Annotated in this window: 19 protein-coding genes; 7 read left to right on the top strand and 12 right to left on the bottom strand. The window is 59.0% G+C overall.

What is annotated here, in order from left to right; all coding sequences use genetic code 11:
• Positions 1 to 43 precede the first annotated feature (43 nt).
• Positions 44 to 2,614, top strand: a complete 2,571-nt coding sequence (locus tag V7660_RS06470) for a S9 family peptidase (protein ID WP_335602308.1) — start codon at positions 44 to 46, stop codon at positions 2,612 to 2,614.
• Here V7660_RS06470 and V7660_RS06465 read toward each other — a convergent pair.
• From V7660_RS06465 to V7660_RS06450, 4 genes are all read right to left on the bottom strand, one after another.
• The gene (locus V7660_RS06465) at positions 2,585 to 4,417 is read right to left on the bottom strand and encodes an asparagine synthase-related protein (protein WP_335602307.1); all 1,833 of its coding nucleotides are present in this window, start codon (positions 4,415 to 4,417) and stop codon (positions 2,585 to 2,587) included. The genes V7660_RS06470 and V7660_RS06465 overlap by 30 nt on opposite strands.
• Positions 4,418 to 4,428: 11 nt before the next feature.
• On the bottom strand, positions 4,429 to 5,088 hold the full coding sequence (locus V7660_RS06460) for a lasso peptide biosynthesis B2 protein (RefSeq protein ID WP_335602306.1): 660 nt from the start codon (positions 5,086 to 5,088) through the stop codon (positions 4,429 to 4,431).
• 88 nt (positions 5,089 to 5,176) lie between these two features.
• On the bottom strand, positions 5,177 to 5,320 hold the full coding sequence (locus tag V7660_RS06455; protein WP_335602305.1) for a hypothetical protein: 144 nt from the start codon (positions 5,318 to 5,320) through the stop codon (positions 5,177 to 5,179).
• A gap of 160 nt (positions 5,321 to 5,480) precedes the next feature.
• Positions 5,481 to 6,872 (bottom strand): tetratricopeptide repeat protein, encoded by a 1,392-nt coding sequence (locus tag V7660_RS06450; protein ID WP_335602304.1) that lies wholly within the window; start codon positions 6,870 to 6,872, stop codon positions 5,481 to 5,483.
• A 393-nt stretch (positions 6,873 to 7,265) separates the two neighbouring features.
• Here V7660_RS06450 and V7660_RS06445 point away from each other — a divergent pair, with 393 nt between their 5' ends.
• On the top strand, positions 7,266 to 7,700 hold the full coding sequence (locus V7660_RS06445; protein WP_335602303.1) for a helix-turn-helix domain-containing protein: 435 nt from the start codon (positions 7,266 to 7,268) through the stop codon (positions 7,698 to 7,700).
• 97 nt (positions 7,701 to 7,797) lie between these two features.
• Here the strand turns inward: V7660_RS06445 and V7660_RS06440 are convergent, their stop codons facing one another.
• A complete protein-coding gene (locus V7660_RS06440; protein WP_335602302.1) occupies positions 7,798 to 8,379 on the bottom strand; it encodes a TetR/AcrR family transcriptional regulator in 582 nt (193 codons plus the stop codon).
• Positions 8,380 to 8,460: 81 nt separating this feature from the next.
• Here V7660_RS06440 and V7660_RS06435 point away from each other — a divergent pair, with 81 nt between their 5' ends.
• The gene (locus tag V7660_RS06435; RefSeq protein ID WP_335602301.1) at positions 8,461 to 9,213 is read left to right on the top strand and encodes a crotonase/enoyl-CoA hydratase family protein; all 753 of its coding nucleotides are present in this window, start codon (positions 8,461 to 8,463) and stop codon (positions 9,211 to 9,213) included.
• A 43-nt stretch (positions 9,214 to 9,256) separates the two neighbouring features.
• The gene (locus tag V7660_RS06430) at positions 9,257 to 9,838 is read left to right on the top strand and encodes an ArsR/SmtB family transcription factor (protein ID WP_335602300.1); all 582 of its coding nucleotides are present in this window, start codon (positions 9,257 to 9,259) and stop codon (positions 9,836 to 9,838) included.
• A gap of 293 nt (positions 9,839 to 10,131) precedes the next feature.
• On the opposite strand, the gene V7660_RS06425 is transcribed toward V7660_RS06430, so the two are convergent.
• Genes V7660_RS06425 through V7660_RS06415 form a run of 3 tightly spaced genes read right to left on the bottom strand, consistent with a single transcriptional unit; the run spans position 10,132 to position 14,793 of the window.
• Entirely contained in the window at positions 10,132 to 12,039 is a 1,908-nt protein-coding gene (locus V7660_RS06425) for an acetyl/propionyl/methylcrotonyl-CoA carboxylase subunit alpha (RefSeq protein WP_335602299.1), read from the bottom strand.
• Between the two features lie 4 nt (positions 12,040 to 12,043).
• Complete coding sequence (locus V7660_RS06420) at positions 12,044 to 13,645, bottom strand: carboxyl transferase domain-containing protein (protein WP_335602298.1); 1,602 nt, start codon at positions 13,643 to 13,645, stop codon at positions 12,044 to 12,046.
• Entirely contained in the window at positions 13,642 to 14,793 is a 1,152-nt protein-coding gene (locus V7660_RS06415; RefSeq protein ID WP_335602297.1) for an acyl-CoA dehydrogenase family protein, read from the bottom strand. The genes V7660_RS06420 and V7660_RS06415 overlap by 4 nt, the downstream gene beginning before the upstream one ends.
• Before the next feature lie 170 nt (positions 14,794 to 14,963).
• Here V7660_RS06415 and V7660_RS06410 point away from each other — a divergent pair, with 170 nt between their 5' ends.
• Entirely contained in the window at positions 14,964 to 15,764 is an 801-nt protein-coding gene (locus V7660_RS06410) for a LysR family transcriptional regulator (RefSeq protein ID WP_442910027.1), read from the top strand.
• 612 nt (positions 15,765 to 16,376) lie between these two features.
• On the opposite strand, the gene V7660_RS06405 is transcribed toward V7660_RS06410, so the two are convergent.
• Genes V7660_RS06405 through cysD form a run of 3 tightly spaced genes read right to left on the bottom strand, consistent with a single transcriptional unit; the run spans position 16,377 to position 19,956 of the window.
• Positions 16,377 to 17,102 carry a 3'(2'),5'-bisphosphate nucleotidase CysQ gene (locus V7660_RS06405; RefSeq protein ID WP_335602295.1) on the bottom strand — a complete coding sequence of 242 codons (726 nt, stop codon included), beginning with the start codon at positions 17,100 to 17,102 and terminating at the stop codon, positions 16,377 to 16,379.
• An 11-nt stretch (positions 17,103 to 17,113) separates the two neighbouring features.
• On the bottom strand, positions 17,114 to 19,039 hold the full coding sequence (cysN, locus tag V7660_RS06400; protein WP_335602294.1) for a sulfate adenylyltransferase subunit CysN: 1,926 nt from the start codon (positions 19,037 to 19,039) through the stop codon (positions 17,114 to 17,116).
• On the bottom strand, positions 19,039 to 19,956 hold the full coding sequence (gene cysD, locus V7660_RS06395; RefSeq protein ID WP_348211843.1) for a sulfate adenylyltransferase subunit CysD: 918 nt from the start codon (positions 19,954 to 19,956) through the stop codon (positions 19,039 to 19,041). Before cysD ends, cysN begins: the two co-directional genes overlap by 1 nt.
• A 76-nt stretch (positions 19,957 to 20,032) precedes the next feature.
• Here cysD and V7660_RS06390 point away from each other — a divergent pair, with 76 nt between their 5' ends.
• Complete coding sequence (locus V7660_RS06390; protein WP_335602293.1) at positions 20,033 to 21,133, top strand: helix-turn-helix transcriptional regulator; 1,101 nt, start codon at positions 20,033 to 20,035, stop codon at positions 21,131 to 21,133.
• A gap of 274 nt (positions 21,134 to 21,407) precedes the next feature.
• Here the strand turns inward: V7660_RS06390 and V7660_RS06385 are convergent, their stop codons facing one another.
• Complete coding sequence (locus V7660_RS06385) at positions 21,408 to 21,740, bottom strand: hypothetical protein (RefSeq protein ID WP_335602292.1); 333 nt, start codon at positions 21,738 to 21,740, stop codon at positions 21,408 to 21,410.
• A gap of 410 nt (positions 21,741 to 22,150) precedes the next feature.
• Here V7660_RS06385 and V7660_RS06380 point away from each other — a divergent pair, with 410 nt between their 5' ends.
• Positions 22,151 to 24,484, top strand: a complete 2,334-nt coding sequence (locus tag V7660_RS06380) for a TonB-dependent receptor (protein ID WP_335602291.1) — start codon at positions 22,151 to 22,153, stop codon at positions 24,482 to 24,484.
• Positions 24,485 to 24,668: the final 184 nt, after the last annotated feature.

Below are 24,668 nucleotides of genomic sequence, written 5' to 3'. Positions count from 1 at the left end.
GGTCCCGGCCCCCATCTCCTTTCCAGCTCCATCGGGTGCCCTGATGTCGTCTCTGTTTCGCAGTCTTGCCCTGTTCGCGGCGCTCTGGAGCCTTGCCAGCCTTGCCCTGGCAGATCCCCCCGGCCGCAGGCTGGCCCTTGAGGATCTGATGAAGCTGGAAGGCATCGGCCGCGCCCTGCCGGACCCGTCCGGACGCTGGATCCTGTTCGAGCGGATCCGCCCGTATGACTCCTATCCCGATTACGGGTTCGGCATGTATGCCTTCCGCAAGAGCGGCCATGAAATCTGGCGGCTGGATGTGCGGTCGGAGGCGCCGCCGGAGCGGCTGCCGGGACTCGATCCGGACGCGCATACCTATTTGCAGGGCCTGTCGCCGGATGGAAGGATCCTGGTCCTGATTGAATGCCGGGACGGATCCACCCGGCTGGTCCTGTATGATCTGGCGACCGGGGAGAGTTTCCGCCCGGACAGGGTGCCGGCCCTGTCCCGGCTCGGGATTCATGAACCGGTCTGGATCTCGGACCATGACCTCGTCTATGCGGCGCTGCCAGAGGGCGCCCAACCGCCCGACACAAGCATCCGCATGGCCACGGGAAGGGCCCGTATCGCCCTCTGGGAAGCGGCCTGGCGCGGCGATACAGTGACGGCGAGGGAGGTGCGCAATGATCTGGCCGGGCAGGCCGTGGCGGGGGAACTGGTCCGGCTGGACGTTCGATCCGGCCAGGTCCGCCATCTCGCAGACGGCCTGCATGCGGATCTCTCCCTGTCGCCAGATGGCCGACATCTGGCGGCGCTGGCCATGATCCGGGATCGGCGGCGGGCAGAGCGCGACCGGGCCAGACTGGATAGCGTGCATCATGAGCTGCGTCTGATCGATCTGGCGACGGAAAACATCGATGCGCCGGCGCCGGGACTCGATGTGTCTCCGGGCAGCCTGGCCTGGGCGGCGGATAGTCGGAAGCTGGCCCTGTTTGCCGTCCCGGAAGGCGCGCCCTGGTCCCGCGGCACGCACCAGGTCCTGAATCTGGGCCGGGACCGGCTGAGACCCTATCCGCATCCGGGGCTCGACCTGGTCTCGGAACGCGAGCGGAGCCTGTTGCAACGGCCGGAACGGGCCCTCCTGCTGGACGCGGGGCTCGCCGTCCTTGCCCGGCCGGCAGCGGATCCGGAAGCCGGGGAGTCGCATTTCACCTATCGGGATATTGCCGAGGACAACCTGGCCCGGCCGGACTGGTATCTGATTTCGCCGGGCCAGCCCCATCGGAATTTGACCGAGGGGCTGGAGGCGGTGTCCCCCATCCCACTGGATGCCGGCGCCTCGCATCTTGTCGTCCAGGCCGGGGACGGGATCTACCGCATCGACCCGTCCGGGCGACAGGCCAGGCTGACCCCGGATGGATATTCGGACATCAAGGTGCACTGGCCATCCAGCATGATGGCCGCCCCCGGCATCCTGCGCGCCGCATTCGGCACAGAGAGCCTGATCGAGGCCCGAACGGGCAACACCCGACGGGTCGGCCTGATCGGTTTTTCAGAGGAGACGCCCCGGCTGCAGCACATGTTTGGCGGGCTCGGTCGGAACGCGCAGGCGCTGGCCCTGAGCGCCAGCGGCGACGCGCTCCTGATGAGGCAGGATTCCGAAACCGGGACGCAGCTCGTTCTGATCACGCCGGAGGGGCGCGCCCGGACGCGTCTGTCCCTCAACATGCATCTCGAAGGCCTAGACTGGGGCGAGTGGCAGTCACTGTCCTATACGGTGCCGGATCCGGCGAGGCCGGGACGGACGCGGATCGTGACATCCTGCATCCTGATGCCGCCGGGCCAGGCGCCCGCGTCTCCGCCGCCCATGATCCTGGATATCTATCCGGGCGCGCGGCCAGGCTGCACCGCCCGCACGCCTCGTCTGGCCTATCCCGATCCGCATTCGCCCTATCTCTGGGCGGCCAGAGGCTATGCCTATGCCCGGATAGCGGCGCCGCGGGACCTGATCCGCACCGAGGCGGGCCCGATCGCAGGACTGCCGGACATGGTTGGGGCGGCGCGCCAGGCCATTCTTGCGGCCGGACTGGCCGATCCCGACCGGCTGGTGCTGCACGGGCTCAGCCAGGGCGCGGTGTCGGCGCTCCATGTGGCGGCGAAGACGGAGGGATTTGCGGCCGTGATCGCCCAGAATGGCTGGGCGGATCTGATGAGTCATTATTTCGGCCCGCCGGGCATTCATGCCGACCTGTATCCCGATCTTCTGGGCACGAACATGCCGCGCTACGAGGCCGGGGCGGGCAGTGATTTTGCCATGGGGCAGACACCGTTCGAGGCGGCGGAGCGCTATGTGCGCAACAGCCCGCTCCTGATGGCGGGCGAGATCCGGATACCGGTCCTGCTGGTCCATACGGATATGGACGGCTTCCCGAAATCGCAATTCGACCAGATGTATGCCGCGCTCGCGCGCCAGGGCAATCCAGTCCGCTATGTCTGGTATGCCGGCGAGGGCCATGGCATTTCGAGCCCGGCCAATATACGCGACCTCTGGGAGCGCCTGGCCCGCTTTACCGGGGAGACGGTCCCCGCGCCCCCTCCGGCCGGATCAGCGCCGGACCAGGCGGGCGGCCCGTGAGGCTGCGGCGCGCATCCAGGCTTCCAGCGTGTAGAGCTGCAACAGGTCGCGAAACGTGGAGGGGGCCATCATGGCGCGATCCGCGAGGAGGCGGTCCAGTTCGTCCCGGCCCAATAGGCCCGCCTCCATCAGGCATCCGTCCGACAGCGCCGCGCTGACGGTCTCCCAATTGCGACTGAGCTGCCGGGCAAAATATTGTGTGGCTTCCCCCTTTGTTGTCCGATGGCGGATTTGTTCGGGCAGATCGGCCGTAAAGGCCATGCGGGCCAGGCCCCGATTGATGCCGCCCAGGCATAATTGCCAGACCGGGATTTTCAGGCAGAGCTCGATCAGGGGTTGGGAGAGAAGGGGGTGAATGACATGCCGGCCGCTCGCCTGGGCGAGGGGATCGCGGATCTGGAACAGGTGCGGCAGGGTGCTGATCTGTTCGAACTTTCCGGGCGGGAGATCACCGGGGTGCAGGGCCCAGTCCGGCAGGCCTTCCAGCCACGCCCCGGTATCTGAACTGGGCAGATCCAGCCGGGCGAGACGCTCCCATATGGCCGTCTTCAGGGCACTGCGCGCCGGTCGGCCCAGCAGATAGGGCAGATTGCTGGCAAAGGTCTGCCAGAGGGAGGTCTCGGAGAGGCGGGCCGCATTCAGCCATTCCGTCCAGAGCCGGGCATAGGCGCCCTGTCGGACACAATCGGTCAGGCCCAGGGGAGACCGGGTCATCAGGAACAGATGATCCCCGCCCTGACCGGTAAAGAAGGTTGTGCCAGGGGATCTGAGCCGGTCTGGAAGGATTCTGTCGAAGCCCAGACCCAGGAAATTGCGCCAGGGGCGCGCCGAGGGCGGATGGGCGTCCGGATCCGGCAGGGGGCGGGTGGGAGCGACATCAAGGGCAAGGAGGTCCAGGCCGAGATGCGCACATGTGGCCTGGGCATGGACAAGTTCCGGGGCATCTGCCGAGCGAATATGCTGATGGACAATGTCCAGGCGCTTGTCATCGCACACCCTGGCGAGACAGGCGGTCACGATGGAGGAATCGAGCCCTCCGGACAGATCCATGACGATATGCTCACAGGCTGCGGCCCAGCTTCCGACACAGTCCCGGACGGTGTCGCGCAAGGCCTCCGCCGCGTCCTCATCGGACAGGCGGAGCGGCTGGCTTGCCAGGCGCCGGGGATCCCAGAGGGTCTCAGGCGGTGAAGCATTCCGGCTCAGCTCCCGTCTCTGGCCGCCGCCCAGCTCGCGGATTTCGCCATAGCCGGTCCGGCCCGTCTGGATCTTGTCATAGACACGCAGGCGCCGCAGACTGGCCAGGTCCAGGGTCAGGCCCGTTGAAAACTCGTCCGGGCAGGTTTCGAGATGCGAGAAGACACAGGCGATCTCTCCGAGCCAGCGATACAGGCAGGGAATGGCAGACATCGGATCGGCAAGCAGGCTGGCGGTGTCTCCTGTCTTGAGGATCAGCACATAATGCCCCCAATATTCCGTCATCAGGGCCCTGCCGCCCGTCCGGCAGATCCGGCGGGTTTCCTCCGGGCCCAGCCGGTCGAGGGGCCGCTGGGCGCCCGCCTCCCTGCGAAACAGGGTGCCATAGAGGCAGCCGGCCGGGCCACCCTCAGCGTCGTGAAGGGGCAGGATCCGGCAGGCAGGCTGCCCTGTGGGGCTCAGATCGGCCAGATACAGGCCAGGCATCCGGAAGACGGTCGGCCTTTCAGGCTGATGCGTTTCGAGAGCCGAGACAAGATGCTCGGCCCGGCGCGTGGCGTCTTCATTCCCGGCCGGCCAGGCCAGACAGGCAAAACAGGGCGGCATGGCACGCCTCCCTAGACAGACAGGATCTTGGTATAGGACAGAACCGTATCCTGATGATCATTGAGGACAATACCTTCATGCTCGACCCAGCAATGGGCACAGAAGGGGGCGAGGCGGACACCGAATTCCCAATCCGCCGGAATGCCGAATACATTCAGATACCGGACAAGCAGCAGGCTGCGGAACAGGCAGGATTCGTGCCGGGTAAAGAGGAAGGGGGTGAGGCGATGGAGCGAGCGCGCATGATCGATCGCTTCATAGAGATAATTGGGCCCCTCGGGGAGCTTGTCCTTCCAGCGTCCCGCCGCCTGGATCATGTGTCTGAAAGGACGCAGACGCGTCAGGACCAGGCTGGACAGGAGGGCCCGCAGAAGGGGCAGGGGACGCATGCGCGCCTGCAGGACGTCGCCATGGGCAGATCCGATCGGCGGCGGGCGCACACAAGGCCTGCAGCCCGGCGCAGCAGCGTGCATCTCGCGCAGGAGGTCCAGATGTGTGAACCGGCTTTTCGCTCTGCGCAAATCGGCCGGCAGGACTGTATCTGCGTCCAGCGCATACAGCGCCTGAAAAGCTTCGGCATCTTCTCCCGTCAAGGCGAAATAGCGGTCTGCCTCGATGTCCAGAAAAATGAGCGTGGAATCGATTGCGCAGACATGAAGCTGCGGGCGCAAGCCAAAGGCATATTGGGAGGTGGCACGCGGTGGAGGGCGGCAGGATAAGGCCGCTGGGTGCGCGGCCTCATCCCATGTGCGGGCCGGATCAGCCGGCTTCATCGCGGGAGGTCGGCGAAACGCCGAATTCGAAAGGTTGCCTGAAGCGCCCTTTGGTTTCTTCCGAGACGCTGCCGAGATCCAGCAGGTCGGAATCTTCCACCGGGGTCTGGTCAACAATATCGCGTTCCATATCGAGTTCCTTTCTGTCAGGAGGGTCGCCGCAACAATACGGCAGGTAGAATATAGTATAAACCAGTAGGAGAGTCGAGACGGGTCTCATTGAAGATTCTGGGTGGATGCCAGGCCCGTCAGATTCCGCCGGAAGGCGCCCCTGAGCCTCGGAGGCGCGCTCAAAAGGTGCCAGCTGCGGAAGGGTGGGTCCAGAGGTCCGGGTCTGCCGCGGTCTCCAGAGGTATGGCGATCGGGGTGTGGGCCAGAAGTGCCAGGGCTTTTGCCTGATCCTGCTGCAGCAGACATTGGCGCGCGCGGTGCGCGCAATAATAGGCGCGGGCATGGGGCGAGACCTGATACAGGGCCGGCGAGGCAATGGCCGAGGCAAAGACCGGATCCGGTATGGTCCAGGACGGGCCATAGACTTCCGCCAGATACCGCGCAGCCTGGGAGGGCGGAAGGCGCGCCAGGCCGAATTCATCCGGCGGGCCGGGGGCAAAGCGCGCCACGCGCCACTGTATGTCGCCGGCATGATGGCTGAACCCGTAGAGATAATGGTCATCCTCAAGGGTCAGGTGAAACAGGTCCAGGCTGACGCCCTTGTGCGAGACCGGCAGGTAACGGTCACCGGTCCGGGCATGCCGGTTCAGGACAAGGCCGGGATGGGTGCGCACTATGTCCACCGGATCGGCGCAGCAGGGGTCTGCGGCCAGCAGGCCGATATCCACATCACGATCCTCCGGCAAGGGCGCGCCGGAGCGGGAGAGACCGAGCTGCGTGCCGGCCAGGGCGACGGGGATATAGCCATGCGACCGCATCAGATGGGCGACCTGCCGCACCGCCTGCAGCGTCGAGCGGGCAGGAAGGTGCGGCCGGGACGGGCGGGCAGGCATGTGGCGCCTGGTCAGGGCCAGGAGCGAGTTGATCTTGTGCGCGCAGGCGGGCTCGAACTCGCCCGAAAAATAGCAGGCCCGGGCGATGGCATCCTGCGCCCGGCAGGGATCCTGGAAGGCCGCCCTGTGGCGCAGGGCAAAACGCCGGGCAGATTGCGCATCCCGGCAATTCAGATAGGCATCGACACAGGCGATCAGATGGCGAGGCTCCGGAGCGGAGCGATCACAGAGATCCAGCAGGACGCGCAGGCCGGCCTGAAGCGCCAGCAGGCGTTCGGGTTCGCGTGGCGTGATGTCGGCAATCGAATTCCAGGCGCGCCAGGAGTCCGGGACAGATTCTGCAAGACGGCGAAAACACTCCAGGGCGTGGCCCCGCCGTCCGGCCAGAAAGAGGGCGAGACCATATCCCAGGCTGGCCGATTCATGATCGGGGTACTGCGCAAGTACGGGTTCCAGGGTCTGGCAGGCCTGGGCGGGCTGGCCCAGCCCGACCTGGACCCGCCCGAGCAGGATACGGGTCGAAACATGATCAGGACGCAAGCTGGCCGCGGTCTCAAGGCAGGCGAGCGCCGCTTCATCCTTCCCCTGCCGCAAATATGCGACAGATCGCCAATAGGTCTCCTTCCAGCCCGTGTGCGGTGCTTCATTTGACCTGTCAGGGGACGGAGGCTTTGGCATGTCGGTCAACTGGGCCCGGAGCTTTGCGGGATATCGGTCTCCGCCTGCACATGCTGGATGTGTCCGGAATGACAGGAAGACCGGCACAATTCCTTGGTATACACATACCATAAAACAACCCAAGGGAGAAGAATATTTCTGCCTTGTGAGGTCTGAAGTGTATGGTCGGGATGGAGCAACAGGGTCCGATATGGCGATGGGTTCGACGCCTGCCGGGCAGACCCTATCTGGCCGTGAACCATCCGGTCCCGGATGAGGGCTGGCCGGGGAATCCCTTGTGAAGACAGGCGCCTCGAATTTGGGGTATGCTGTCTAAAAGAGTCTGAGTGAAATGACGATTTGGCGCGCTCACTTGTTGTACAGGCGAGCTGCCGTCAGAAGGAGGAAACTGACATGAGGACAGGCCGGGCCAGAGGGCCGACTTCCAACAACCGGCGCTCCCAGGGCGTTCGCGCCAAGCCAACCTCCCGGTCTCCGACGGAGATCGACAAACTGGTCGGAACGAATGTCCGCCGGGTTCGGCTGGAGCGGGGCCTCACCCTGTCAGATCTCGGCGAGCAGCTGGGCATCAGCCATCAGCAGCTTCAGAAATATGAAACCGGCACCAACCGGCTGAGCGCCGGCATGCTGTGCGCACTGGCGGAGGTCCTGGAAGTGAGGATCGAGTCCCTGTTCAACGACGTCTCGGCCAAATCCCGGGGACAGGCCGACCAGACCCCCGATCCGTTCTCGGATCTTCACAGCGAAGCCGCTTTCTGGGTCAAACGCATCCGGTCCAAGGCGACCCTCGAACTCACGGTCAGGATACTCAAAGCCCTGTCATCCTGATCTAGCAGCGCAGGACAATTTTGCATTCTGATTGACCCTCCTGGCAGGGGGGCCTCGTGCCGCGTGGGCTACAGCGAGCCTGGTCCGATGCAGCGGGTCAGGCTTTCGGCGTCGTCTCCAGCAGCCTTCCCAATTCATCGGCGGCCAGTTCGAGCGGGCGGCCGCTCTGGTCGACACGTGCCTGGATGAGCGCGCCCTGCAGGGCTGAGACACAAAGAATGGCCAATCGCGCAGCGGCGGTGCGGGAAAAGCCATCCGAGACGAGCTTGTCCGTGAGGATGGCGGTTCTGGCTGCATAGGCCGTGCGTCCCGCTTCGGTCACGGCGCGGTCTCCCGGGGCCATTTCGAGCAGGACCGTCGTGATCGGACAGCCATCCCGGAAGCGCGAGGCTTTCATCCATCCGGCCAGCAGGCGGGCATGCGCGCGCAGGAGTTCGGCCGTGGACCCGGTCTCTTCTGCCAGGTCCGTCACGGTCCTGGCAACCCGGAGGCCAGCTTCTTCGATGGCCGCGGTCGCGATGGACGCCTTCCCCTTGGGGAAGTAATAATAGAGCGAGCCCTTCGGGGCGCCGCTGGCGTCGACAATGTCATTGAGCCCCGTGCCGGCATAGCCCTGCCGCCTGAACAGGGTAACCGCCGCATTGATGATGGGGGCGCGGTGCTTGGGGGTGGCCGGCATCAGACATCTCCTTCAAATATATATTGACTGGTCTACATCAGTTCGTCAATCCAGAGGCTGACCAACACACAGGAGGATTTCATGTCAGGCAGGATTGCATACGCCTATCAGGACGGAGTTGCGACGATCACGATGAATGATGGCAAGGTGAACATCCTGTCCACCGCCATGCTGGCCGAGATCGGCGACGCGCTGGACCGGGCCGAACAGGATGCGGCCATTGTCGTGCTGCAATCCGCGCGACCGGGTATTTTTTCGGCCGGGTTTGACCTGAAAATATTCGCTGCGAATGACGCGCAGGCAAGCCTCGACATGGTGAAGGGCGGGGCAGAGCTCGCTTTGCGCCTGATGGCATTTCCGCATCCGACCCTTGGTGTGATGCAGGGGCATGCCTATCCGATGGGCACGTTCCTCCTGCTCGCCTGCGACTTGCGGCTTGCCAGTGCGGGCAACCATCGCATGGGACTGAATGAAGTGGCGATCGGCATCGCCCCGCCAGGTTTTGCGGTCGAGCTGGCCCGCAGCCGGATGCATCCGGCCTGGCTCAGCCGCACCGTGGCGCTCGGTGAAATGTTCACACCGGAGGCTGCGCTGGAAGCAGGCCTGCTGGACCGGGTTGTCGCGCCAGAAGCGCTCGATACGGAGCTCTCCCTTATTCTGGAAGGCATGAAAGCCGTCCACCGACCTTCCCACGCCCTCGCCAAGAGACGCCTGCGCCATCCTGCCATGGCCGCCATCCGGGAGGCGATCGACCGGGAGCTGACGATCGAAGCCTACACATCGGGCGCGCGGGCGCCGTCAGACATTGTATTGCCGGGCGGGCCGGGGATGTGAGGGCAGACAGGTCACCCAAATTCAAGCGCTGACCGTCAGCGAAATGGCCGAAGAGGCAGGTGTCACGATTCAGACAGCCAGCTCACATCTGTCCAAGCTCCATACCGGCGGTCTATTACGCCCCCGCAAACAGGGGCGGCACAAATATTATGCTCTGGCCAATGAAGACGTGGCCCGGTTACTCGAAGGGGTGATGGGCTTGGCGGCGGGAGTCGGCCATTTGCGCAGGCGCACCGGTCCTAAGGATGCGCAATTGCGTCAGGCACGCGTCTGTTACAATCATCTGGCCGGCGCGCTGGCCACGCAGATGTTCGACAGCCTGATGGCCAAGGGGCATCTTGTCCTGAAGCGTGATGACCTGATTTTGACCGATGCAGGAGCCGCCTTCGCCCGGGATTTCGACATCGAGCTTGATGTCTTGCACAGCGCACGCGCGCCGCTCTGTCGTGAGTGTCTGGACTGGAGCGAACGCAGATCGCATCTGGCAGCAAACCTGGGGCGGGCTTTCCTGATCCGTTTCGAAGAATTGTCCTGGGTCAAGCGCGTTGAGCAAACCCGTATTGTGTCTTTCTCTCGCAGCGGGGACGAAGCGTTTCGCAAATTGTTCTCGATCGTTAAACCGTGAGGATACCGGACCGTGATGCTCATGCGATCACATCGTATCGCGGCGCTTGACGCCGCTCGAGTCACAGGCTGGCGCGACATGTGGGATCTGTCATTTGATGGCAACCGGACAGAACGGGTCAGAGACGGATGCTCTCTAGTAGACGGAAAGGTTGCACCAGGCCAGTCCAGAGGCAGTCGTTCCGGCTTGTAAAGCTGTGTACAGAGGGAGTGATTTTCCTCTCGGTAACAGACCGCTCGCAGAAATGATCAATCGTATCGCCGATTAGACTGTCTTCCAAATATCCTCCATCCTCATGTCTTGCCTTTTGATTGTACGATCTTCATCAACACTTTCCCCTCGACAACTTGACCGTTTTCTTCAACAGAAAGCCCCAGGACTTCACCCTCAAATGGCGCGCGAAGCACGTGTTCCATCTTCATGGCTTCGAGGGTTACCAGCGCCTGATCTGCTTTGACGACTTCACCTTCCGATACGGCTACAGTAACGATACGCCCCGGCATGGGTGAAAGAATGCTGCCATCCGATGCTGTCGATCCGACCATGCTGGTATCATATATGGGAAGTGACACTTCAAACGGCCAACCCTGTTCCACGAGAAGAACTCCCTCATCCAGAGGCAAGAGAGTAGTTGGCTTCACGCGGACCGTCTGCATTTCGGCGGTCTGATTTTTACCGTCGACGGAAATCCGGACTTCCAAGTCCACAGGTCCGTTAAGGCGGAAGCCGGTCAACAGGACCCAAGGGACAAGAGCAGGGGTCTCACCCTCATACGCCGACCGCGCTTCACCCAGCATTTGCGTTGCCGCCGCGAGGCCCTCCTTTGTAGGCTCAGGGCGAGCCACCAGTCGATCCAGATGCTCGTCGATATGACCTGTGGTCGCCACGCCCTTTGCAAAGGTTTCATCACGAAGAAGACAGGATAGAAAGCCCGCATTATTCTGAACCGGATAGGTGGCCACACTGTCGCATGCGTTGGCGAGGCTTGTGCGGGCTTCGTCTCGAGTGTCACCCGTGCAGATCACTTTCGCGATCATCGGATCATAGAAGGGAGAAACTTCACCATCCTGGCTGACGCCGCTCTCGATCCGAGCTGAGTCGAGCGGAAGTTTCAACACACGCAGCGGACCGGGCGAGGGAAGAAAGCCTGTGACCGGATTCTCCGCGTAAATCCGCGCTTCCATCGACCAGCCCTGGATACTGAGATCAGATTGGGCGAGGGGGAGCGGCTCACCGGATGCAACCCGCAGCTGCCATTCCACAAGGTCCACGCCCGTAATCTCTTCAGTCACGGGGTGTTCCACCTGGAGACGTGTATTCATTTCCATGAACCAGATGCGATCTGCACTCAGTGATCCGGACCCGTCAGCGATGAACTCAACCGTGCCGGCGCCAACATAGTTCACTGCGAGGGCGGCGTTGACGGCAGCTGTGCAGATGGCCTGACGCGTCTCCTCATCCATTCCGGGGGCCGGGGCTTCCTCAATGACTTTCTGGTGTCGGCGCTGAAGCGTACAGTCACGTTCGAACAAATGAACGATATTTCCGTGGGTGTCTCCGAACACCTGGACTTCGATGTGCCTGGGATTGACGATCCACTTTTCGAGCAGCACGGTCGGGTCACCAAAGGACGCCGTGGCTTCCCGCTGGCAGGATGCAAGGGCCGCCTCAAAGTCCTTGGGCTGATCGACTTTGCGCATGCCCTTGCCTCCGCCGCCAGCGACTGCCTTGATCAGAACGGGATAGCCGATTTCGGAGGCCTGCCGTTTCAGATGGCTGGGAGACTGGTTGTCGCCGATATAGCCAGGCGTGGTCGGAACGCCGGCCCTTTGCATCAGCTTCTTGGCAGCGTCCTTCAGGCCCATGGCCCGAATGCTGTCCGGATATGGACCGACCCACACCAGCCCGGCTTCGATGACCCTGGCTGCGAAATCAGCATTTTCCGATAGAAATCCATACCCGGGATGGATTGCCTCGGCATCGGCCAGCCGCGCCGCCGCAATCACGCGATCGCCAACAAGATAACTCTTCGCGGCCGAAGAGGGTCCGATGTGAAGAGCCTCGTCGGCTTGAGTCACATGCGGCGCTGCCGCATCGGCATCCGAATAAACAGCGATGGTCCGTATGCCCAGCCGTCTGGCTGTGCGAATGATACGGCAAGCAATCTCACCGCGATTGGCTATAAGTAGGGATTGAATCATTTTGCTACATCCTGAAGACGCCGAATTGAGCCCGTTGGGAAATGGGAGCGTTTAAGGTTGTGGAAAAGGCGAGGCCGAGAACATCGCGGGTTTGAGCTGGATCAATGATGCCATCATCCCAGAGTCGTGCGCTTGCATACCAAGGATTGCCTTCGGTTTCGTACTTGTCCCGGATCGGGGCTTTGAACGTTTCGGCTTGTTCGGGCGTCCAGGTATCGGCATCTCGGTGGACCGTGGCGAGAACGCTCGCTGCCTGTTCCCCGCCCATCACCGAGATCCGGCTATTCGGCCAGGTGAACAGAAACCTCGGCTGATAGGCCCGCCCGCACATGCCGTAATTGCCCGCGCCAAAGCTGCCACCGATCAGTAGGGTGATTTTCGGGACTTGCGCCGTCGCTACAGCGGTCACGAGTTTTGCGCCATGCTTGGCGATGCCTTCGGCTTCATACTTTCCGCCAACCATGAACCCGGAAATATTTTGCAGGAAGAGAAGGGGAATCCGGCGCTGGCAGGCTAGTTCGATAAAATGGGCACCTTTCTGCGCGCTTTCAGAGTAAAGGACGCCATTATTCGCAAGGATGGCGACCGGCATCCCCCATATATGGGCAAATCCGCAGACGAGAGTTGTGCCATAGAGTGGTTTGAATTCATGGAATTGCGAGCCATCGACAAGCCGCGCGATAATCTCCCGAACATCGAATGGTGTCCGAAGATCGGGCGGTAAAATGCCATATATTTCTTGTGGTGCATAAAGCGGGGGACGAATAGGTTGACGATTGACCTCCGTCTTGCGGTTCTGAGGTAGGGTAGCCACAATATCACGAACAAGGATAAGGGCATGTTCATCGCTTTCCGCCAGATGATCGGTGACACCTGATTTTCGGCTGTGAGTGTCCCCACCGCCCAGGGCCTCGGCAGAAATCACCTCGCCGGTTGCCGCCTTGACCAGGGGAGGGCCAGCCAGGAAAATGGTGCCTTGTTCACGAACGATGATGGATTCATCCGACATCGCTGGCACATAGGCCCCCCCCGCCGTGCAACTGCCCATGACGCAGGCGATCTGAGCTATGCCGCGCGCAGACATGTTTGCCTGATTGTAGAAGATGCGGCCAAAATGTTCCTTGTCCGGAAAAACCTCGTCTTGATGGGGCAGGTTCGCTCCGCCAGAATCAACGAGGTAAATGCAGGGCAACTGGTTCTCGAGGGCGATCTCCTGCGCGCGCAGATGTTTTTTTACCGTCAATGGATAATAGGTGCCTCCCTTGACGGTTGCGTCATTGGCAATGATCATCACTGACCGGCCGGAGACCTGGCCGATACCGGTTATCAGTCCCGCGCCCGCAATGTCTTCTCCATACATGCCATAGGCTGCCAGTTGCGAGAGTTCGAGGAAGGGGCTGGCAGGATCTAGCAGGTACCGCACCCGATCCCGAGGCAGCAGCTTACCTCGCGATATGTGTCGATCACGCGCCTGCGCATTGCCGCCGAGTGCCGTGCGGGCGACATCCTCATGAAGTCGCTGGCGAAGCGCGCGATTGATCCGGTCATTGTGGACGAAGCCGGGATCGGCTGGGCTCAGCTGACTCTTGAGTGTCGGCCCGCTCATCCTTTCATGAGCTCCCGGCCGATCAGAAACCGCCGAATCTCGTTCGTTCCTGCGCCAATGTCGTAGAGCTTTGCATCGCGGGCAAACCGTTCTACGGGCCATGCCTTAGTGTAGCCTGCACCACCCAATGCCTGGATGGCTTGCATCGAGGTTCGCACCGCATTCTCGCTCGCCATCAGAATGGCACCCGCCGCGTCAAACCGGGTGGCTCGCCCTTCGTCACAGGCTTTGGCGACGGCGTAAACATACGCTCTTGCGGAGTTCAGTGCGACATACATGTCGGCAAGTTTTGCCTGCATGAGCTGAAAATTGCCGATGGGTTGGCCGAATTGTTTCCGTTCGCGGACATAGGGCAGGACGGTATCGATGCAGGCCTGCATGATACCGAGGGGGCCACCGGACAGAACTGTACGCTCATAGTCGAGACCGCTCATCAGGATAGCCGCGCCCTGGCCGATGTCGCCCATCACATTTGCGTCAGGGACAAAGCAGTCCTGGAACACCAGTTCTCCGGTATAGGAGCCACGCATTCCCATCTTGTCGAGCTTTCTCGTGACGGAGAATCCCTCAAAATCGTTCGCAACCAGAAAGGTCGTCACCCCTTTCGACGCTGCCGCCGGATCGGTTTTTGCGTATATGACCATCGTATCGGCGATGGGACCGTTGGTGATCCAGTATTTACTGCCATTGAGAACAAATCCGCCCTCCGCCTTTTCAGCCTTCAAAGTCATACTCATGACGTCAGAGCCGGCACCTGCTTCCGACATGGCGAGCGCGCCGACATGTTCGCCGCTTAAAAGCTTTGGCAAGTAACGGCTTTTCTGATCAGCGCTGGCCCATCGTCTGATCTGGTTGATGCAGAGATTCGAATGGGCCCCGTAAGAGAGCCCGATGGAGGCGGAAGCTCTGGAGATTTCCTCCATGGCTACAACATGATGCAGGTAGCCCAGTCCAAGTCCGCCATCTTCTTCGTCAACCGTGATTCCATGAAGCCCCAGTTCTCCCATGAGGGGCCAGATCTCCCGCGGGCATTCATCGGTGCGATCAATCTCCGCGGCGAGCGGCAAAAGCTTGCTACGAGCAAATCGCGTGCAGGTCTCCCGAATCATGTCGGCGGTGTCGCCCAGAGAAAAATCAAACAGCGTCATGTGCCAGCCCCCGAGATTGCGGATTGAAGTGAACTAGCAAACTTCATCAAATAGGGAAAATTGAATAAAATCGACCCATAGTATAAATGATATCTATGATTGACCGTTATCTCGTCAGATACTTTCTCGCTGTTGTGGACAGCGGCAATTTTTCCCGCGCGGCCCAGCGGATGAATGTCGCCCAGCCGACCTTGTCCATCGGTATTGCCAAGCTGGAAGAAATGGTCGGTACAAGCTTGTTCAACCGGAATAACAAACGGGTAAACCTGACAGATGCCGGGGCGCGATTCCTGCCCTATGCACGGCGCATCGAAAGTGAATTTAACCGCTCTCTTGCTGCCATTCAGGAGGTGCAGCCCTACAGGGTCCTGAAGCTTGGAATCCTGAACACTATTTGCTCCACACTTGTGCAGTCGGCCATCACACAGATGTTGGCTGCCGACCCCTCCCAACGCATTGAAGTCGTCGACGGATCGGAGCGCGAGCTTGTGAACAGTCTCGGTCGAGGCCGGATCGACATTGCCCTCACCCTGGTGGAGAGGGGAGGGGATCGCTATTGCGAAGAAGTGCTGTTCGAGGAAAATTATGTCGCGGCCTTGCCCCGCACCCATCCGCAGGCAGGCAAGAGCATTCTCAAAGCAGAAGAACTGGCCGGTAGCATAATGATTGTTCGCCGCCAATGTGAAGCATTGTCTGAGACCAGCCGATACTTTACCGAGCGCGGCGTGCGGCCATTTTTTGCATACCGGTCCTCACAGGAAGACCGGGTGATGGCGATGGTCGCGGCCGGTCTGGGCTTGACTGTGGTCCCTGTCTCCCACACGGCGCACGGCGTATGGCAGGCGCGACTGAACGGCTTTGACCTGACCCGAAAAATCGGGCTGATGTTCTCTCCCGACGTGAACCGTACGGTGCTTGACGGGTCGCCCGCCCTTCAGAAATTCAGGGAAGTGGTCAGTCGCAGAGGTTAGGAAGAGGCCTTGAAATCTACTGTGTGAGCAGCAGATTCGCATCCGAAGCTGTCGACACTCCGTGCGATGGGCTTCTCCGAATTCAAAAAGTCTCTGCCTTCACGATTGGTATGAATAGGTCGAAGCGGAAAACTGTTCTGCGATACATCAGCATCCTGACGCTCCCAAATTGCAGCCTGGTAGGAATGCATTAAATAGAATCCGGAATTAAACCTCGCGTCGTGCTCGTGAGATGAAAGCTCTGGACGGTGAATCAGCAATCATGGCGGACCGGCGTCTCAAAATCCAGGGCCCTTTCCAGTGTGCTGGTCTCGTCAGGCACAATGTTGCGTCCACATCGAGCATGGCTCTTGGCGCCTAGACCATTTGGGCGCATGCGATGTCGGCATGCTGATCGATTCGACCCCCGGACCCTGCCGATGTTGCCAAGCGACCCTGCCCGAGAGGATGGAAAGCCTTCTGTGTGCACTGGTGTTTTTACCATTTTCGAGGCTGAACCTGCTGTCAGAAAACTCGTGGCGTTACTATATTGGATTGACCGCCAGCCAGGGTTGAAGTCTTCAAGCACTCTATATTGCGCGCTTACTTGCTTATCGACCCCTGCGAGCACATTCAGCCTTCTAGCGCATCAAGTACTTTCAGGCGATCAGCCTGACGGCACACCAGTAGGTCGGGCAGGTAGGGGTCGGTCTGATTGTATCTCAGCGGTGTGCCGTCAAGCCGCGAGCAGTGCAGACCGTGAGCCATGGCGACGGCGGCGGGGGCGCAACTATCCCATTCATACTGGCCTCCGGAATGCAGGTAGATATCTGCGTCCCCCCTTATGATCGCCATGGCCTTTGCGCCTGCGCTGCCCATTGGCACCAGCACTGCACCAAGCTGCTCGGCAACCGCGACAGCCTCTTTAGCCGGACGAGTGCGGCTTACGACCATGCGCAGCGTCTCGGGAGCACGAGGGACGAGTCCCGGTCTGTCGCTGCGCAATACCTGACCAAGGTCTGGTAGTGCCACTGCTCCGATCTGAGACTCGCCATTTATGGCGAGAGCAACATGCACGGCCCAGTCGGGACGTGCTTCACCATATTCTCGGGTCCCGTCGACTGGATCGATGATCCAAACACGTTCCTTCGACAGACGCTCCTCCGTGTCTTTGCTCTCTTCGGAGAGTAAACCATCATTTGGACGCTGCTGACGCAGGGCATGAATGAGAAATTGGTTGGCCGTCTGGTCGCCGGCATACCCGAGAGATTTGCCTTCGAACATGTCCGAGTCGCGGACTTGCAGGAGTATCCTGCCTGCTACCTGGGCGAGGTGGGCAGCGAGTTCGGCATCAGTCATAATCATACCATTCACTTTAGGGGAAGGATGCTGCGAATGATATGACTGGCGGCCTCTCCGGCCGACATGTCGACCGTGTTCACACGGATTTCCGGATTTTCCGGGGGTTCATAGGGGCTGTCGATACCGGTGAAGTTCTTGAGTTTGCCTTCCCGCGCTTTCTTGTACAGGCCCTTTACATCGCGTTTTTCAGCAATCTCAATTGGCGTGTCGACGAAGATCTCGATAAATTCATGCTCTGCGAGCATGTCTCTCACCATTCGTCGCTCTGCGCGGAAGGGGCTGATAAAGGCAGTCAGAACGATGAGTCCTGCCTCAGCCATCAGTTTCGTGACCTCGCCGACACGACGGATATTCTCAATGCGGTCAGCCTCAGCGAAGCCGAGATCCTTGTTCAACCCGTGGCGGACATTGTCACCATCGAGAAGGAATGTGTGACGGTTCATCAGATTGAGGCGCTGTTCCACCTCATTGGCGATGGTGGACTTCCCAGACCCGGACAATCCCGTGAACCACAGTACACGGGGAGTCTGGTTTTTCATCGCGGCGTGATCTGCTCGGGTGATGGTTGTCGGCTGCCAATGCACATTCTGGGAGCGGCGCAGGCTGAAATGCAGCATGCCAGCCCCAACTGTTGCATTCGTCACCTTGTCAATCAGAATGAAGCCGCCGAGCATCCGGTTTTCTGCGTATGGCTCGAATACGACCGACTTGTCCGTCAGTATTTCCGCAACCCCTATCTCGTTCAATGACAGTGTCTTGGCAGCGAGATGCTCCATCGTGTTGACATCAACTTCATACTTCGGTTGCATTACCGAGGCTGAAACGGTCTGTGTACCCAGTTTGAGCCAGTAGCTGCGCCCGACATGCAGGTCTTCGTCACTAAGCCAGATGACGGTTGCCTCAAATTGGTCCGCAACTTGGGGAGAGTTGTCTGCTGTTGCCAGAACGCTTCCCCGCGAGCACTCGATCTCCTCAGTCAGCGTGAGTGTGACATGTTGACCAGCCACAGCTTCGTCAAGGACGCCAGCAAAGGTGACAATGGATTGTATGGAACTTGTCTTCCCAGAGGGCAAGACACGTATCAAATCGCCTGGCTTGACTGTGCCTGATGCAATCAGACCCGAGAAACCCCGGAAATCAAGATCAGGGCGCTTGACCAGTTGGACCGGCATGCGGAATGGTTGTTCCCGGACGAAGTCCAGATCGATCTGAACAGATTCGAGATGATCGATCAGAGCCGGGCCATGATACCATGCTGTATTCTTGGATGGAGCGGCAGTGATATTGTCGCCTTTAAAACCGGAAATCGGTATTGCAACAAAACTGTCGATGCCGATCGTTTTCGCGAATTTGGCATAGTCGGCCACAATCATTTCGAATGTTTCCTGACTATAATCGACGAGATCCATCTTGTTCACAGCCAAGACTAGGTGGCGGATACCAAGCAGGTGGCACAAATAAGAATGACGGCGTGTCTGCACGAGAATACCCTTGCGTGCATCGACCAAAATCACGGCGAGGTCAGCGGTTGAGGCGCCAGTTACCATATTGCGTGTGTACTGTTCATGTCCCGGACAGTCGGCCACAATAAACTTGCGCCTCTCGGTGTTGAAAAACCGATAGGCGACATCGATCGTTATGCCTTGCTCTCGTTCTGCAGCGAGACCATCCACCAAGAGTGCAAAATCGATATTCTCTCCCTGCGTACCAGAACGTTTGCTGTCCTGCTCAAGTGCAGCAAGTTGATCTTCGAAGATCATCTTGGAGTCATAAAGCAGGCGACCGATCAATGTGGACTTGCCATCATCAACGCTGCCACATGTGATAAAGCGCAGCATTGTCTTGTGCTGGTGCTGATCCAGATAGGCGTCGATGTTATCGGCAATAAGGGCCTCAGTCTTGTAAACCACTGCTTTGCTTGGCTGGTCGGCCATTAGAAGTATCCCTCCTGCTTTTTCTTCTCCATTCCAGTGCCCTGTTCGTCTTGGTCAATGGAGCGGCCTTGGCGCTCACTGGTCGTTGTCAGCAGGGTTTCTTGGATCACTTCGGCAAGGCTCGAGGCCTCACTCTCCACCGCGCCGGTGAGCGGGTAACAGCCAAGCGTGCGGAAACGGATTGACCGCATCCTGGGCGCTTCATCCTCCTTGAGCGGGAACCGGTCGTCATCGACCATAATCAGCATCCCGTCACGTTCTACGGTCGGGCGTATGGCGGCGAAATAGAGTGGAACGATGGGGATGTTTTCCAGTTGAATATATTGCCAGACATCCAGTTCGGTCCAGTTACTGATGGGGAAGACACGGATGCTTTCACCCTTCTTCTTTTTCGCATTATATGTGTTCCAGAGTTCTGGACGCTGAGTCTTGGGGTCCCAGCCATGCGAAGCGGTGCGGAAGGACAAAATACGTTCTTTTGCGCGGCTTTTTTCCTCGTCGCGGCGTGCACCTCCGAAGGCAGCATCGAATTGATGTTTGTTAAGAGCCTGCTTCAGGCCTTCAGTCTTCCACATATCGGTGTGAAGCGGGCCGTGGTCGAAGGGATTGATTCCACGCTCCGCCGCTTCAGGGTTCTGGTAAACGATAAGATCCATACCGGCTTGCTCAGCCATAGTGTCGCGAAGCTCGTACATCGCCTTGAACTTCCAGGTCGTATCAACGTGCAGCAGGGGAAAGGGGGGCGGTGACGGGTAGAATGCCTTGCGGGCGAGGTGCAGCATCACGGCGCTATCCTTGCCGACCGAATAGAGCATCACGGGTCTTTCGCTTTCGGCAACGACTTCGCAGATGATATGCATGGCTTCAGCTTCGAGACGCTGCAGGTGTGTGAGATTTGCGTGTCTGGTCATTTCCATCCTATCCATTTTCAGGATCAGGTTAGCGGGCAAGTTGCAGTATGGACCTCCCAAATGGGAGGTGGTACAAAATTTTATGCGAGTTCCCGTTCTAGGCGAAACCGAATTGCTTGTGCCCTTGCATGAAGGTGTATTCGAGCAACCGATGTGGCAGACATTTCTCAGGCGACTATGCGATTCCGCTGACGCCGATTTCGCCGGATTGTTTCTTCGGTCGTCTGATGGTCGGGATTTGGTGAGCCTGATAGAAAGTGCTTTTCCGATGCCGGTCCAGTTTGAAAAGCTCTTCGCGCAGGCCTGCGACAACGGTCCATTCCGAACTCGACCTATGAGGGAAGGGCGCGTTTACAGTCTGGATGAGTTAGTTGAGGCGGGAGGCGAGGCAGAGCGGGCCTTTCGTACGAATGTCCTCGTGCCTTTGGATGTCACCAGCATGCGCGCGATGCGATTGCGGGAGCAAAGCGGATTGGATGCCTGGCTGGTGCTCGCTGGAGAGCGGTATCTTGGCGCGGAAGTCGGCAATCTGTTTTCTGCCCTGACGCCTCATTTGCGGGTGGCACTTCGGGTGCTTGCGACCCTCGAGCGTGAACGTACCCGGTCATCTCTCAACGCAGATATATTCAGCCGGATGAATTTCGGTTGGATTTCAGTCGACGCCCATGGCGGCATTGTCGATCTCGACGAACAGGCGGAACGTCTGTTGCAACAATCCCGCATCTTCCGACGGGGACCGTACAACCGGTTGACGCCATCCTCGCCATCCGTTGATCGACAACTCACTGACCTTCTACGGAAATTCGCCGGGAACTCGCGTGCCCTGCCACGGGCGATCAATCTAAGTCAGGACCCCTGGCTCGACATACTCGTCTCTCCGCTCCGCGTCCGGGCACTTACAGGTGATACCAGGGCGGTGGGGGTAATCTATTTTCGTGGGGATCGCCAGTCCACTGCAAACAGATGCGCACAGCTCTGCGATGTGTTTAATCTGACGGATAGCGAGGCTCGGCTAGCTTGGGCAATGACCCAGGGAAAATCGATTGTCGAGGCCGCAGAATCCTGTGGTCTGACAGTTGAGACCGCGCGCAATTACTCAAAAAAAATCTACGCAAAGACGGGTGCTCGCGGACAGGTTGATCTTGTGCGTCATATTTTGACGGGTGTACTGGCGCTTGCCTAGGCCAAGGGCGCTCAGATTCCACTATGTACGCATCACGCCATTCAATAAGAAGTAGGCGCTGTGCTGCTAGTATACAGACTATCAATCCAGACGCCTCAGGACTTCCCTGCGAACAGGTTGAGTTTCAACTTGCCACAGACGAGCAGTAATCCCTTTTGTCCTCAATCTCCTGTCCGGCCTCATCTCCAAATCCTTAGCCCAGCTTGATACCAGGAATGGTGAGCCAGGCCAGGAAGCGCCTCGACTCGACACCCGGCATCCTCATGCGATGGGATTAAGGCGTATTGGTCAATTTTGGCATGACGGCTCGCCCGACCATTCTCTGGGCTGTCTGTTGACCGGCGCCCTTCATCAGGGGCATGAGCGAGGTGCCCGCACGCTGGCGCAATGTTCTCATGGATTTTTCAATGTCATCTGTCTCTATCTCGAAGAGAGTCAGATAACGTCGCATGTTCTCTGGCTCTTCCTGCAGACGAAACCGTTGTGCTGAGACAAATCCCGGAACGTCCAGAACATCCGGCATGTGCTGGCATTCATACCAGGCGCGATAATCGTCATCTTCTTCGTCCGGCCCGACAGTGATGATGATAAAGCAGTACTGCTCCATGCCGCTTCTCCCCCGTGTGATTTGTGAAAGCAATTTTGTCTGTACGGTCAGGAGGAATCTTAGGTGTAAGTGTCCCTGATTGCTGCGGATCAAGCATGAAACGTCTCTAGGATCCAGCTTGGAGAGGCGCCAAAACCGCGCGGTATACATCCCGCTAAGACCCGGATATAAAAAGAAAATAATGCATTTCGAATCTGAGTTCTGTCCCCAACTTGCTGATGCTTGTGTTAAATCGAGACACACTATGGACAGAAACACATCGATTCACGGACTTTCGCTGTCCCTGAGTTGGTAGGCATAGTTTTTATCGTGACTCATAATCACATTCGCGACTTGTCTTTCCTGGCGAGGGGCAAGCGATAAATGGATAACAAACAAAAATAGATACCAAAAAGGTACTACGGGGAGGAATGATGAAAAAGGTTTCGATTTTAATAGGTGCTCTGACCTCGGTCTCGGTTGCGGCAATCTCGTCCGCGCTACCCGCCATGGCCCAAGATGCCGTACCTTCGGCAGCTACGGAAGAAGATTCGTCGAGAAAGCTGGGCACGGTGACCGTCACGGCGCGTCGGGTCGATGAAAGCGTTCAGGATGTGCCGCTTGCTATCACGGTGATTGATGAAACAGTCCTGGCCGATTCTGCGATCTCGAATATTCGAGATCTGCAAGGCTTTGCGCCATCCCTCTACCTGGCAAGTGGTCCCGGAGGACCGAGCGCAGCGAATGTCGGAATACGAGGGCAGACCCAGGCAGATACTCTGCTGACGACCGATCCGTCTGTTGCCGTCTATGTTGATGAAATCAGCCGGCCACGGCAAATCGGCTTGCGGGCTGCATTGTTTGATGTGGGCCGGATTGAGGTGCTCAAGGGGCCTCAAGGCACCCTCTTTGGCAAGAATACCACGGGTGGAGCCGTGCTGGTCTATTCGAAACGTCCCGATTTTGAGGGCGTAAGCGGATATGTGGACTCCATTGTCGGAAATCTGAATACCGTCGAGGTATCCGGTGCTGTCACGCTGCCGGTGATCGCGGACAAGATGGCAATCCGGGTGGCGGGCAAGTCCGCCCAGAATGATGGTATTGGTCAGAATGCGCTTGGTCAGAATCTTGGCGAGACCAATGACACGGCGGCGAGGGTTTCTATGCTCTGGGAACCGTCGAGCAATATCGAGTGGCTCGCCACCGCTGACTGGACTGAATCCGAGACGACCGGATCGGTCATCAATGTCGTCCATGTCAATGATCTGGCCATTGACCCTGACACGCTGCGACTAGGAAATGCCCTCAATTCGGTGATTACGGCGACCCGGGTCGAGCTTGGCCTGCCGGGAACGCCCGAAGGGATAACGGCTGCCTATAATGCATTCGTTGATTCCGCCATGAATACAGGCGGGTTTTACGAGTCAAATGGTGCGACACCGGTGTCGGGGCATCTCGAGCTCTGGGGAGCCTCCTCAGACCTGAAAGTGGATGTGGGTTCTGTGGTGCTGCGCTCCATTACCGGCTATCGCGACACCAGCCGCAATGACGTGCAGGATTATGCCCAGACACAATTTGACCTTCTGCGCCCGAACAATTTCTCCTATGCGGGTAGTTTCACACAGGAGTTTCACATCATCGATGATGTCGATGATCGCCTGTTCTGGATCGTGGGCGCATTCTATAATTATGAAGACGGCAGAGAGGGGAGCACGACCCCGCAATTGACGGCTATCAATCCGAACAGTCCGAGCATGACGGCTTTCTCGGCGACGAATGAAAACCTGTCCATCTTTGCCCAGGCGGAATACGAATTAACGGAGCAGATCCGGGTAACCGGCGGTATACGCTATTCCGAAACTGAACAGGAAGTCATCAGTCGAAACGCCAATGGTGGAGGCTGTGTGCTCCCGACAGAGCTCCTGGACACGCCTGGCACATGCAGGGCGACGTTCAATACGGACGCTGCGCAACCATCCTATCTGTTGAGCCTGGACTGGCAGCCACATCCCGACTTGCTCATGTATGCGAAACTCGCCAGCAGCTTCCGGGCAGGGGGCAACAATGTACGAGGCAGCAGCGACCCCGTGACGTTCTCGCCTTTCGAGCCAGAAGAAGCGACTGAGTATGAGATAGGCTTCAAGAGCGACTTGGCTGACGGGCGACTGCGCGTGAATGCGGCAACGTTCTATACGGACTATAAAAACATTCAGCGCAGCACGACAGTAAGTCGTAACAACAACCTGGCGACTTTTGTAACCAATGCGGCCGAAGGTCGTGTCTTTGGCGGCGAAGTGGAGGCCTGGCTGGTACCTACAGACAATCTCGCATTGAGCGGATCTCTCAGCTATGTGGATGCTGCCTATGATGAATGGCAGGATGCGCTTCTGGGAGACCGGACAAATGAGAAATTTGCGATACCGGATCTGCAATACTCCCTGACTGCAAAATATACGGTACCAGTCGGTGGAAATGACCTTAGCATTTTTGGTGCATGGCGGTGGCGCGACGACGTCGAGTTCCGCTCGGAAGCGATCAATACGAATACGGTCACGCAGGAAGGTTTCGGCCTGCTCGAAGCCCGTATCTCCTACGATCTGGATGATTATGGCCTTGAAATTTCTGCGTTCGGAAAGAACATGCTTGATGAGGAATACTATACCGGCTTCCTCGCCTTCGACACCAACCTTGGATACAATATCGGCTATACAGGGGACCCGGCGACGTATGGTCTCGAAGTCCGCTATCGTTTTGGCGCACGATAGAACCGACATCGACATGCGCCAGTTCAAATTGCATCCCTGACAAGGCCGCGCTGGCACCCTGAGTCGCATTAATGACTTTTTGGTGCCGGCGCGCGCGCGATAACCCCTTCAACCCACATGCCAGCAATGCTGCTGTCGCAGAGACGTCAAGATCGCCATTGCCAGAAGCGGTCCAGCGCATCTC

The sequence above is a fragment of the Hyphomonas sp. genome (assembly GCF_036964145.1).
In the GTDB taxonomy this organism is placed as follows: domain Bacteria; phylum Pseudomonadota; class Alphaproteobacteria; order Caulobacterales; family Hyphomonadaceae; genus Hyphomonas.
This window is presented reverse-complemented; position numbering and strand designations above follow the sequence as displayed.